Source organism: Nocardioides sp., assembly GCF_044226305.1.
Taxonomy (GTDB): Bacteria; Actinomycetota; Actinomycetes; order Propionibacteriales; family Nocardioidaceae; genus Nocardioides.
The window spans coordinates 90,306-102,083 of the sequence record NZ_JBGAHF010000016.1 but is presented as its reverse complement, the minus strand read 5'-3'; the positions used below and the strand labels follow the sequence as shown (position 1 = coordinate 102,083).

Annotated in this window: 13 protein-coding genes; 4 read left to right on the top strand and 9 right to left on the bottom strand. The window is 72.6% G+C overall.

Annotated features, from left to right (window positions below; all coding sequences use genetic code 11):
- Window positions 1–526: 526 nt before the first annotated feature.
- Window positions 527–889, top strand: coding sequence for a VOC family protein (locus ACILQ5_RS16365; RefSeq protein ID WP_395659086.1), 363 nt, complete (start codon window positions 527–529; stop codon window positions 887–889).
- A 24-nt stretch (window positions 890–913) separates the two neighbouring features.
- Here the strand turns inward: ACILQ5_RS16365 and ACILQ5_RS16360 are convergent, their stop codons facing one another.
- The gene (locus ACILQ5_RS16360) at window positions 914–1,834 is read right to left on the bottom strand and encodes a phosphotransferase (RefSeq protein ID WP_395659085.1); all 921 of its coding nucleotides are present in this window, start codon (window positions 1,832–1,834) and stop codon (window positions 914–916) included.
- 141 nt (window positions 1,835–1,975) lie between these two features.
- A complete protein-coding gene (locus ACILQ5_RS16355; protein WP_395659084.1) occupies window positions 1,976–2,866 on the bottom strand; it encodes a LysR family transcriptional regulator in 891 nt (296 codons plus the stop codon).
- Window positions 2,867–2,937: 71 nt separating this feature from the next.
- Here ACILQ5_RS16355 and ACILQ5_RS16350 point away from each other — a divergent pair, with 71 nt between their 5' ends.
- The 3 genes from ACILQ5_RS16350 (at window position 2,938) to ACILQ5_RS16340 (ending at window position 4,940) form a co-directional block, all read left to right on the top strand.
- Window positions 2,938–3,294, top strand: a complete 357-nt coding sequence (locus ACILQ5_RS16350) for a YciI family protein (RefSeq protein WP_395659083.1) — start codon at window positions 2,938–2,940, stop codon at window positions 3,292–3,294.
- A gap of 74 nt (window positions 3,295–3,368) precedes the next feature.
- Window positions 3,369–4,625 (top strand): MFS transporter, encoded by a 1,257-nt coding sequence (locus ACILQ5_RS16345; RefSeq protein WP_395659082.1) that lies wholly within the window; start codon window positions 3,369–3,371, stop codon window positions 4,623–4,625.
- A 48-nt stretch (window positions 4,626–4,673) separates the two neighbouring features.
- On the top strand, window positions 4,674–4,940 hold the full coding sequence (locus ACILQ5_RS16340) for a hypothetical protein (RefSeq protein WP_395659081.1): 267 nt from the start codon (window positions 4,674–4,676) through the stop codon (window positions 4,938–4,940).
- A 245-nt stretch (window positions 4,941–5,185) separates the two neighbouring features.
- Here ACILQ5_RS16340 and ACILQ5_RS16335 read toward each other — a convergent pair whose 3' ends face one another.
- The 7 genes from ACILQ5_RS16335 to ACILQ5_RS16305 form a co-directional block, all read right to left on the bottom strand.
- Complete coding sequence (locus ACILQ5_RS16335; protein ID WP_395659080.1) at window positions 5,186–5,950, bottom strand: GNAT family N-acetyltransferase; 765 nt, start codon at window positions 5,948–5,950, stop codon at window positions 5,186–5,188.
- A 90-nt stretch (window positions 5,951–6,040) separates the two neighbouring features.
- On the bottom strand, window positions 6,041–6,619 hold the full coding sequence (locus tag ACILQ5_RS16330; RefSeq protein ID WP_395659079.1) for a YceI family protein: 579 nt from the start codon (window positions 6,617–6,619) through the stop codon (window positions 6,041–6,043).
- 103 nt (window positions 6,620–6,722) lie between these two features.
- Entirely contained in the window at window positions 6,723–7,163 is a 441-nt protein-coding gene (locus ACILQ5_RS16325) for a MarR family winged helix-turn-helix transcriptional regulator (RefSeq protein WP_395659078.1), read from the bottom strand.
- Between the two features lie 50 nt (window positions 7,164–7,213).
- Window positions 7,214–8,350: an NAD(P)/FAD-dependent oxidoreductase gene (locus ACILQ5_RS16320; protein ID WP_395659077.1), complete on the bottom strand. Its 1,137-nt coding sequence runs from the start codon at window positions 8,348–8,350 to the stop codon at window positions 7,214–7,216.
- Window positions 8,347–9,225: a DUF1295 domain-containing protein gene (locus ACILQ5_RS16315; RefSeq protein ID WP_395659076.1), complete on the bottom strand. Its 879-nt coding sequence runs from the start codon at window positions 9,223–9,225 to the stop codon at window positions 8,347–8,349. Before ACILQ5_RS16315 ends, ACILQ5_RS16320 begins: the two co-directional genes overlap by 4 nt.
- A gap of 16 nt (window positions 9,226–9,241) precedes the next feature.
- The gene (locus ACILQ5_RS16310) at window positions 9,242–9,883 is read right to left on the bottom strand and encodes a PolC-type DNA polymerase III (protein WP_395659075.1); all 642 of its coding nucleotides are present in this window, start codon (window positions 9,881–9,883) and stop codon (window positions 9,242–9,244) included.
- The gene (locus ACILQ5_RS16305) at window positions 9,880–11,694 is read right to left on the bottom strand and encodes a putative nucleotidyltransferase substrate binding domain-containing protein (protein ID WP_395659074.1); all 1,815 of its coding nucleotides are present in this window, start codon (window positions 11,692–11,694) and stop codon (window positions 9,880–9,882) included. Before ACILQ5_RS16305 ends, ACILQ5_RS16310 begins: the two co-directional genes overlap by 4 nt.
- Window positions 11,695–11,778: the final 84 nt, after the last annotated feature.

Sequence of the window (11,778 nt, the reverse complement as noted above, 5' to 3'; positions counted from 1 at the left end):
GATCGCGGTGATGACCAGCCGTGCCTTCGACATGCCCGGACGGTGGCGGCGGGTGCAGTCGTGCCCGGGTCACCACGCCGGACCCCGGTGTCCGGGATGTCTTGAGAGATCAGTCCGGGATGTCCTGAAGGATCACACCTACAGGCGCGCAGGACACGCACGGCCCCTGACGCGGAGTCGGGGGGTCGTTTGCCTGGGGCCGGTCTTCGGCGCAGGACACACCGTGGGTCGTCTCTTGGACACCACGTGGGCCCGTCGCGGAGGTCGACGTCGACGCACGGATGCGGGGGATTGCGCCGGGGGAGCTCGGCGTCACGATCGCTCCATGTGACGGCATCCACCCCACAGACCGGTCGCAGCGGGATCGAGTTCGATCCGCCCGACTCCGGCACGGCGGTCCGACGTCGGCGTCCCCGAAACCGGCAGTCCAGGGCCGACGCCGGTAACGGCTAGGAAGCGCCTTACCATCACGCAGATCCACTGAGTGAGAAGAGAAATCCCTGTGCCACATCTCGAGGCGATCACCATGCACGGCCGACAGCCGGCCGAGCTCGCGCGCTTCTGGTCCGACCTGCTCGACCTTCCCATCGACCCCTCCGATGCGGCCGCGATCGAGCAGGGAACGCTCGGCGCGACCGAGGCGGTCCTGCTCGGGCGCCGCGATTCCTTGCACGTGTGGGTGAGCCCGGCCGAGGAGCTCGCGCCGCCCGGCGGACGGGTCCACCTCGACGTGGCCCTCGACGGGCCTGAGGACCTCGACCGCCTGGCTGCGCTCGGCGCCGAGCCGCGGTGGGCCGATCCAGCCGGCCGCTGGCGGGTCTACGCCGACCCCGAGGGCAACCTCTTCTGCGCGGTGACCCCCTGGGACCGCACGCCGACCTCCACCTGACCGGACGACGCCGGACCGCCAGCGTTACCAGGGAGCGCCGTCGAGCCGGGTTCGCAGCCATCGCAGGCATGCGTCGGCCTGGGCGAGCTGGAACCGTCGGATGGTCGGCATCTCCGGCCGCGCCGGCTGACGGCCCTGCCAGGAGAAGTAGCCGGCGAGGCCGGCCACGGTCGCCGTCACCGCGTCCGGGTCGGCGGCGGCCAGCACCGGGGTGCGGTTCAGCAGCTCCTCGGGGTCGTGGTCGCCGAAGACCGCTGCATTGAGCACCAGGGTGAGGCTGTCGACCCAGGGCGCCCCGAGCGACGCCCACGGCCAGTCCACCACGACGACCCTGTCGTCGGTGAGCAGCAGGTTGTCGGCGCGGACGTCGCTGTGCACGAGCGCCACGCCGTCCATCGCCTCGAGGCTGTTGCGGCCGAGGTCGGCCAGCTCGGGCAGCCGGTCGATCGCCCACCGGTCGAGGTCGGTCGGCACGTCGGCGGCAAGTGTGTCCCAGCGACTGAAGTCTCCGGCCACGGCTTCGACGAGGCGCGGCAGGTCAGGCAGCGGTGATGGCGAGAGCCGCACGGCCATCTCGCCGAGAGCGGCGAGGCAGCGGGTCAGGTCCTCGACCGTCCACGGCATCCGCGGAGAGTGGCCATCGACATCGGCGAAGGCGAGCGCAACCCAGTCGCCGTCGTCGTACCCGCAGAGCAGGCGTGGGGAGAAGCCCGCATCGGGCAGGGCCCCGGTCACTGCGAGCTCGCGGCGGTGGATCGGTGGTGAGTCCGGGTTCACCTCCGTGCCCACGGCCTTGACGAAGGCGCGGCGGCCGTCGGCGAGCACCACGCGGTCAGCGCTGCCTGGCGAGAACCCGCCCGGCTGGCTCTGCGCCGAGACCACGGTCGACCCGAGCTGGTCCTCGATGCCGGCGCGAACGACGGCGGGGACCTGGTGCCACTGCACGCGAGAGCCCCCCACTGCCGCGGGCGGCGAGCTGACGACGGAAGGGTCGGGCGCCGTGGTCATGTGGCCAGCCTGGAGGACTCGTGCGCGTCGGACAAGCGGCAAGGACGACGCGGGTTCCGGTGGACGCGCTGTCATAGGTCAGGCCAGCAGGTGTCTGTTGGCGAGGGTGAAGTCCAGGAAGCTGCGGGCCGCCGCCGACGAGTGCCCCTTGCGGGGCCAGACCACGATCGAGGTGCGGTGCAGCGTCGGCCTGAGCTGGACGAGGTGCACCACGGGCCCCGGGCTGAGGAGGGATGACCGGGGGAGGATGGTCACTCCGAGGCCGGCGGCGACGAAGGCTCTCGCAGCGCTCATCTCGCCGGTCTCGAGCGCGATGCGGGGCGCGAACCCGGCCTCGGCGCAGGCTTGGAGGATCTGGTCGCGGACCGCGGAGCCTGGTCGGTGCAGGACGAAGGGTTCCTCGGCGAGCTCGCTGAGGCGAACGTGCCTGCGTTGAGCCAGGCTGTGGGTGCTGGCGACGGCGAGCTCGTAGGGCTCGGTGATGAAGGCTTCGCACTCGAGCCCGGACATGTTGACGTGGGCCCGCTGGACGACCATCGCCAGGTCGAGGGTGCCGGTGCGCACCGACTCGAGCATGCCGTCGGAGACGATCTCGTTGATCGCGACGTCCACGGCCGGGTAGGCGCTCCTGAAGGCGGCCAACAAGTCGGGGAGGCGGACCTCCATCGACTGCCAGGCGCCCAGCCGCACCCGCCCGGTGACCTGGCCGACGTAGCTGCGCACCTCGTCCACGGCGACCTCGAGCTCGCGGAGCGTCCGTTCTGCTCCGCGTTCGAGCACCTGTCCGGGCGTGGTGAGGGACACCCCTCGACTGTGTCGCTCGAACAGCGTGACTCCCAGTTCTCGCTCGAGCTGGATGATGGCCTGGCTCAGTGCGGGTTGCGCGATGTGCAGGTCCTCCGCAGCGCGGGTGAAGTGCAGACGCCGGGCGACGGCGAGGAAGTATCGCAGCTGCCGGGAGTCGACCATAATCTCAGCCTATCGAAGTCAGTCCTAACAAGACTTGGACTCGATAGTGGCTCCGACGCCACCCTCGGTGCATGACCTTCACGCCAACGCGGCCCGAGCCCGGCGCCGACCGCGCCTCGTCCTACGTGTTGATCGTGAGCTACACCGCCCCACTGCGCGCCGTGGACGCCGCGATGCCGGCGCACCGCCGCTTCCTCGACGAGCACTTCGCCACCGGCGAGTTCCTCGCCTCCGGGCCACGCGAACCCCGCATCGGAGGCGTCATCCTCGCTCGCTTCAGCAGCCGCGCACGACTGACCGAGGTCGTCGGCGCCGACCCGTTCGTGCGCCAGGACCTGGCCAGCTACGAGGTCATCGCCTTCCACCCCACGCGCGGCCCCTTCGCTCTCCCGATGAGCGACCCCACCGCCTCCATCCCCGGCCCCTGACCGCGGCGCGACCAGCTCGACCGCGACGCCAGGAAGCCGACCACCCGCGCCACCGAGACCAAGGAGCACGTGGCATGAACGCGCCCAACCCCGTCCACACCCCGACCGTGACCACCACGACGGCCGACGCCGTCACCACCACCCTCGCCGGGCGCAGGAAGCACCTCGCCCTGATCGCCATGCTGTTCGCGGTGTCGATGACGTTCATCGACCAGACGATCGTCGCGATCGCCTCGCCCGCCATCCAGGACCAGCTCGACCTCACCCGGACCGGCTCCCAGTGGGTCGTCAACGCCTACCTGCTGGCGCTCGCCGCGGCGTTCGCCCTCGGCGGCCGCCTGGCCGACGTGATGGGGCCGCGCCGGATGGTCGTCCTCGGCATCACCGGTTTCGCGGTCTCCTCTGCCCTGTGCGGCGCCACGCCGCACGGCGCGCTGGCCGGGGCGTGGATCATCACCTTCCGCGTGGTCCAGGGCATCTCGGGCGCGGTCATGATCCCTGCCGCCCTCGCCGTGGTGGTCGCCGCGTTCCCCGTCGCCGAGCGCGGACGGGCGCTGGCCATCTTCTTCGGGGTCAGCGGTGCCCTGACCTCGGTCGGGCCGATCGCCGGCGGCTTCCTGACCCAGTGGACCTGGCGGGGGATCTTCTGGATCAACGTGCCGATCGGGATCCTCGCGCTCGTCCTCACGGCGTTCGCCCAGATCCCCAGCACCCGCCGGTCAGAGCGGATCGATGGACGTGGCGCCGCGCTCGTCGCCGTCGGCATGGGGTTGTCGGTGCTCGGCTTCGAGCAGGCCCAGACGTGGGGCTGGGCGAGCCCGGCCACGTGGGGTTGCATCCTGGGAGGTGTCACCGTGCTGCTCGTGTTCGCCGTGGTCGAGCTGCGGACGGCGTCGCCGCTGATCCAGATGCGGGTCTTCGCCCACCGCGAGTTCGTCATCGACAACATCGTCCTGTTCCTCTCCATGATCGCGTTCGTCCCCGTGTTCTTCTTCGCCAGCGTCTACGCGCAGGTCTCCCTGGGGTACGACGCGAACCAGGCCGGCCTCTACCTCCTCGTGCTCTTCGGCGGCTTCGCGCCCGCCGCGCAGGTCGGCGGTCGGATGCTCGACAGGGCCGGCGCCCGGCGCCCGATGATCCTCGGCAGCGCCCTCGCCGCCGCCGGGTTCGCGCTGTGGGCCTCCCGGCTCCACGAGTACTCCCTCGGCGCTCAGTGGCCGTTCATCATGATGGCCGGCGCGGGCATCGGCCTGCTGCTCGGCCCGGCCAGCACCGACGCGGTCAACCGCTCGATCGGTGCGTCGTACGGTGAGGTCACCGGCATCACCTAGACCGTCCGCAACTACGCGGCCAGCCTCGGCTTCGCGGTCCTCGGCACCGTGCTCACCACCGTGCTCACCGGGCGTCTGACCGGCTCCCTGACCGACCTCGGCGTCCCGCACGGGCAGGCCGTCTCCGTCGCGCACGACGCTGCCCGCGGTGGCGTGGCGAGTGCCGGCACCCTTCCGCCGGCCATCGCCGACCACCTTCACGCGGCAGTCGCGCACGACTTCGCCACCGCGACGCAAGCCGTCCTCTACGGCATGGCGATCGCCCTCGCCCTCTGCTTCGTCGGTGCCGTCAACTATCCCCGTCGCTCCCTCTGACGCCACCCACCATCCGAAGGGACGGTCACGAACCCCACACCGACGGAGTCCGACGTGAGCGGTGGCGGGGTCCTTCGGACCGCTGCCATGCTCGACCGGGATCGGTGCGCCCCCATGACCCCCATGGCCACCACCACCTGGGCCTTCGAGGTGTGACGCGAGTCGACCCTGCTCGATCGAGGACCACGGCGTGGACCACCCTGGCGCCGACCAGGGGCCGTCGCCGTCGCCGCGCCGTCCGAGACTCAGGTCCGCCGGTCGGGGAGCGTGATGTCGACGTAGACGTCGAAGCCGGGGACCTCGACGAACCCGAGGCGCTCGTAGATCCGCGCCGCGTCGTCCGTGTTCGGGTGCAGGTGCGCGAGCCGGTCCGGGCCGGCCTGGGCGACGAGCCAGGCGGAGAGTCGGGCGGCGATGCCGCGGCGGCGGTACGCCGGGTCGACGCCGATCCCGGCGACGTAGACCGCCGGGCCGGCGAGTCCGTCCGATCGGACGGCGTACCCGGTGCCGGCCGGGACGCCGTCCCAGGTCGCGATCGCGACGGTGACCTGGTCGCTGCCGAGGAGCGGACCGATCCACGGCCGCTGCCCGTCGGCGTCGCCGCCGAACCCGGACACGTCTAGCCGGGCGACCGTCCCGAGGTCTCCGGGCGCGGCGGTCGACACCTCGACCCGGTCGTCCGCTGCCGGTGGCACGAGCCGGTCGACCGGCATCGCCATCAGCCGCTTGCCGAAGAGCCGGCGGCCGGCGCGCCAGGGCGCGCCGGCGGGGACGCGGGCGCCCCTCGGGACGCCGACGTCGTCGTACCAGCGGACCAGCTCCGCGACGTCGACCAGGCCCGGGTCGAGGACGTCGACGTTGTTGTACTGCGGGTGGGGCAGTCCGCTCGCCATCAGGAGACCGCCGGGGACCCGGGCGACCCGGCCGCGCCCGTGCTCGGCGTGGATCGAACCGATGACCTGCCAGGCGTCACCGTGGGCGAGACGTGCCTGCCGGGTCAGCGACTCCATGTCCTACTCCTGTCGGGCCTGGGAGAACCGCCGAAGATCCTCCTGGGTCCGCGCGGACCTGTCGAGCACGTCCCCAGATGTGCTGGTCTCTCAGGCGTTGCCGAGGACGGTCTCGAGGTCGATCTCGATCTGGACCTCCTTGGAGACCAGCACGCCGCCGGCCTCGAGGGCGACGTTCCAGGTGACGCCGAAGTCCTCGCGGTTGACCCGGGTGCGCGCCGAGAACACCGCCCGGTCGCCGCCCCACGGGTCGCGTGCGTGGCCCTCGAAGGCGACCTCGAGGGGCACGGCGCGGGTCACGCCGTGGATGGTGAGGTCGCCGAGGACGGTGCCTCGGTCGCCGTTCCACACGACCTTCGTGCTCCGGAAGGTCGCCTGGGGGAACCGCTCGACGTCGAACAGCTCCGCCGACCTCAGGTGGTCGTCCCGCGTCGGGTTCCCGGACGCGACCGACGCCATGTCGATCGTGACCTCGACGCGCGAGTCCTCGATGTCCTCGGCGATGACCACGGCGCCGGTGACGCCGGCGAAGCGCCCCCGCACCTTCGTGACCATGAAGTGGCGGCCGACGAACGAGACGTCGGCGTGGCCGGGGTCGATCTCCCAGGTGCCGGGAGCGGGCAGGACGTGGCCGCGGACGGTGCGGGTCGGGCTGGTGACGGTGGTCATGGGAATCCTCCAGATAAAAGTGTGTGTGCACGCACATTCTTTGTCCGGAGGACGAAGCTTGTCAAGTGTGTGCGTGAGCACATTTCCCGATCTCGCTCGGGAGTCAGGCCTCCTCGGCCGCCAGGACCTTGCCGAGGGCGCGCGCGAGCACCCGGACCTCGTCCTCCTCGAGGTGGGCGAGGAAGTGCTGCTCGATCGCGGCCAGGTACACGGGAGCGGCCTTGCGCAGCCGCCGGCGTCCTTCCGGCGTGATCGCCGCGAACGAGGACCGGCGGTCGTCGGGATTCGCCTGGCGCTCGACCAGCCCGGCCTGCTCCAGCTCGGTCACCACGCGGCTGACCCGCTCCCGGCTGACGACAGCCCGCCGACCGAGCTCCGACATCCGCAGGCGACGCTCCGGCGCGGCGTTCGTCACCAGGAGGACGTCGTACCAGGTGAGCGGCAGGCCGGTCGGCTGGAGCGCACGCTCGAGCCGGGGCACGACCGCCGCGTGGGTGCGCAGGAGCGCGGCCCAGGCGGCGACGCGCTCGGTCTCGTCGGCCATGCGGACATGCTAGAGGAACGTGCGCGCGCACGTTCGTGACCGCGGGGACCTCAGGTCAGCGAGCGGTCGTCGGCCGGGCCGGAGCGGATGCCGCCGTAGATCCCGCGGCGCACGATCCACGGCTGCAGGACCGTGTCGATCGACCAGGCCGGGAAGCGGAAGACGCCGCCTCGCGGCGTGAAGACCTCGAGCCCGTTGGGCTGGAAGCCCAGCACGGAGCCCCACCGCCGGCGCGCCGGCCGGAAGGTGCGGAGCGGTCGGCCGGCCAGCTCGGCCCGGATGTTGCGGGCCAGCAGCCGGTCGGCCCGGTTGCGCGCCGAGGACCGCAGCGGGTCGGTCGCGGCGACGTCGCCGATCGCGAAGACGCCGTCCTGGCCGACCACGCGCAGGTCCGGCCCGACCCGCACGAAGCCGTGCTCGTCGAGCACCTCGGCGGGGAGCCACGCGGTGTTCGGCGTGACGCGGCCGACCGCCCACACGGTGGCGTCGGCGTACGCCGGCGGCTGGCCGGTCGTCCAGCGGACCGGCTCGTCGGTGATCCGGTCGCACGCGAAGCCGGCGGGGACCTCGGCGCGGTGGCCCGGGTGGAGCCCGACGCCGCGGTCGAGGAGCCGGCGCTCGACCCGGGACCAGACACCGCGGTGATGGTGGGGCAGCGCGCGCTCACCGGGGTAGTACAGGTCGACCCGCTTGTCCGGCCACGTGGAGGCCAGGTTCGCGGCCGTGTTGACGGCGGCCGCCCCGCCGCCGACCACCGTGATCGTGCCGGCAGCGGCGAGCCGCCGGTGCGCGTCGCGGATGCCGGCGTCCACCTCGGCGGTCGACTGCAGGTCGGGCCGGCGCCAGAAGCCGTTGGTGACCCCCGTCGAGACGACGAGCACGTCGAACGTCTCCTCGAGCGGTGTGCCGTCGGCGCCGTCGACGCGGACGCGGCGCGCGTCGAGGTCGACCCCCGTGATCGTGCCGTGGACGGTCCGCACCCGCTGCAGCCGCCGGTAGCGGTCGAACCCGATGTAGTAGTCGCGCGCCCAGGTCTCCGGCCGGGTCAGCCGCAGGCCGAGCTCCTGGCCGCTGACGAGCGCCGGCTTGGTCGAGATGCCGACGACGTCGACGTGGCGGTTCAGGTGCAGGGCGGTCAGCAGCCCGGTGTCGCCGAGCCCGGCGACGACCACCCGAGGTCGGCTCACGCGCGGGTCCGTCGCGGCGGCCGCGGCACCAGGCGGGGCACACGGTCGATGACGTCCTGGTAGCTCGGCCGGCGCTCGAGGCTGCGCTCCTCCATCATCGGGATGCTCGCGCCGAGGAACATCGCAAGCATGGCGAGGACGCCGACGAACAGCCACCACGCGTCGGCCGGCACGGTCGCGACGCCGAAGAGGGCCAGGGCGAACCAGAAGCCGATCTCGCCGAGGTAGTTGGGGTGCCGCGACCAGCCCCACAGCCCGCGGTCCATCACCGCGCCCGGCTGGCGGTCGCGGACGAAGCGACGCATCTGCGTGTCGGCCGCGAGCTCGAGTGCCACCGCGCCGAGACCGAGCACGAGGGCGAGCACGTCGAGCCAGCCGACGTCGCGCCCGGTCCGGGTGACGGCGACGTACACCGGCAGCATGCCCAGGAAGACCTGGATCGTCGGGAACAGGTGGATCCCGAACAGGTCGGCGAGCAGACCCCAGCGTCCGGCCCGCTCGCGCAGCATCGGGTAGCGCCAGTCCTCGTGCTCGAGGCCCGGCCAGCCGACGACCCAGTTCGCGGTCAGCCGCACGGCCCAGACCACGACGACCGTCATCACCATCCACGCGCGGACGTCGTCGACGCCGAGGCCTCCCGCCGCCCACCAATAGCCCGCGAGCAGCGGTGGGACCACGCTCCAGTACGCGTCGTAGAAGCTCGAGTTGTGGTGGTACCGGCTGAAGCCGAAGATCACCAGGGTGGCCAGCAGGTCGGCCACCAGGGCGTCGAGCCACAGCGACGAGCTCCAGCCCCAGGCCAGCCAGGCGCACGCGACGGCGAGGGCGGCCAGGTAGGCCACGCAGATGCGCGTCAGCGACGCAGCCTTGGTCATGGGGCCTGAACCTAGGTCACGTCAAGGTGTGCGCGTCGGAGATCTTGACCAACGAGCGGGCCGTGAGCCCGGGCTGGTCCTGCTCGACCCGCGCCGCGAGCGCGAGGAACACCTCGGCGGTGGTGAGGGCGTCCCCGAGAGCCTGGTGCGGCGTGTGCGCGCCCAGGCCGAGGGTGGCGGCCGCCCACTCGATGTCCGGCTCGTAGCCCGTCCCGCTGGGGGCGAGGTCCGTCGCGCGGAGCAGCGCCGCGGTGTCGACGGCGGCGGGCTTGCCGCGCCGACCGGCCAGCCGCACCGGCGCTCGCAGGAACGCCAGCTCGACCCAGGCTGCGTGGGCGACGAGCACGCACCCGTCGAGCTGGGCGGCGATCGTGCCGGCGACGTCCGCCAGGCCGGGAGCGGCGTCGAGGTCCTCCTGCCGCAGCCCGTGCACGGTCATCGCGTCGACGCGGATCGGCCGGTCCGGCTTGACGTCGACCGAGACCCGGCTGCTCCAGCGCAGCCGTCCGTCCCGGACGAGCACGCTGCCGAACGAGACCACGGTGTCACGGCGCAGGTCGAGGCCCGTCGTCTCGACGTCCACCACGCGGTAGTCGACCTCTCGCCACGGCACGTCCAGGTCGGGCACCCGGAGCGGTGGCCTCAACAGCCGGGTCACGGGGACAACCGGCCGGCCCAGGTGCTCGCGATCTCGTCCTGGACCGCCGAGATCGTGCGGAAGGTCTCGCGCAGGTGCCGACGGGTCAGGGTGTCGAGCTCGCGGGGGTTGACGTAGGTGGAGGCGGTGGTCCCGGCCGCGATCGCGGTCAGGTCGCGCTCGAGCAGCAGCTCGTAGGTCTGCTCGAACGCCGCCACCAGGGAGTCGGCCTCGTCCACGGACAGCAACCCGGCCGCCTGACCACGTCGGAGCCGGTCCACGGTGCCACCCCTCGTGTCGCCGGTCACCACCGCGACCCAGCGGCCGATCGCAGCGACCGGCAGCAGACCGCCGCGCTTGAGGTCGAGCTCCCCGCGGTGCCGGCCGCGGTGGTCGACGACGAAGTCCCGGACGAAGCCGCTGGGTGGCTTCACCGCGGTCGACTCCCGGACGAACAGGCTGAGGAAGTCGCGGTTCGGCCGGCGCAGCCGCAGGGCGTCGGTCACCGTCCGGCCCAGGCTGACCTCGGTGAGCGGTCGGCTGTCGATCACGATCGACGACAGCAGCAGCGCCTGGGGCGCCGTCGGGTCACCGAGCCAGCGGGACACGGCGGCCGACCACCGCTCGCGGGAGCGGCCGAAGAGCGGGTTGACCGCGTTCGCGCCGTTCGGGCACCGGGCGAACCCGCAGGACTCCAGGTCGGTGAGGAGCGCCTCGGCCCGCTCGACGTGCTGGGCCCGCTCCTCGTCGTCGACGTCGTCGGGCCACACCATCGCCGTGTCCACGTCCGAGCTCGGCAGCGGCTCGCGCCGGGCCAGGGACCCGAGCACGATGAGGGACGGCGGGTGCTCGAGCCGGTCGAGGCCGTGGAAGGTCACGAGCTTGCGGACCATGCTGTCGACGATCGCCGCCTGGAGGCTGCCGACCTGCGCGGCCGGCACGCCGGCGGCAGCGAGCTCGACGAGCGTCGGCCGCACCAGCGCGGTCGCCGTACGGAGCTCCTCGACCGTGTCGGACGCCTCGATCTGGGACCGGACCAGCAGCGGGTTGCGGATGTCCGCCGAGGCGAAGTCGACGGCCCGCAGGATGCCGGACGGGGTCCCGGCCGGGTCGAGGACCAGCAGGTGGTGCACGCCGCGGTCGATCATCCGGGAGAAGGCCGCCGCCTGGGAGAACTCGTCGCTCACGCCGAGCGCGGGGAACGTCGCCAGCGCGCCGACCGGCTCGGCCGGCGAGACCTCGCCGGTGGCGACGCGCCTGCGGAAGTCGTGGTCGGTGACGATGCCCCACTCGTCGCCGCGTCGCACCAGGGCGCCCGAGTGGCCGGCCTCGGTGATCCGTCGGGCGACCTCCGCGACCGGCTCGTCGTGACCGGCCCAGACGACGGGGCGCATCAGCGACCGCGCCGTCCCGGGTGCTTCGTCGAGCGCGCCGCTGCCGGTCAGCCGCTGGCGGCTGACCATCGTGCCGAAGTGGGAGAAGCGCAGCCGGCTCGCGTCCTTCACCACCCGCCGCGGGTCCGGGAGTCGCAGGCACAGGCAGCCCTCGAGGGCGCGCACGGAGAGCGCCGGCGCCAGCCCGGTCAGCACCGAGATGTGGCCGAAGGTGTCACCCGGCCCGAGGTGGTCCACGACCCGGCCGCGGTCGATCACCTCGACCGCGCCGCTGCGCACCACCCACATGTGGTCGAGGGGTGCCTGGTCGGCCCGGACGATCATCGTCCCCGCCGCGAAGTACTCGACCTCGAGCTCCTCGATCAGCCGCTCGAGGTCGTCGGAGCCCAGCGCGTCGTACGGCGGCTGGCTGCCGAGGAAGTCGGCGTACTCCTTCATGGCCACATCCTCCACGGCCGCGGGCGGCGCCGATGGACTTCTGCGTTCGTCCGCCGAGGCCCGGGGTGCTCGGTTACCGTCCGG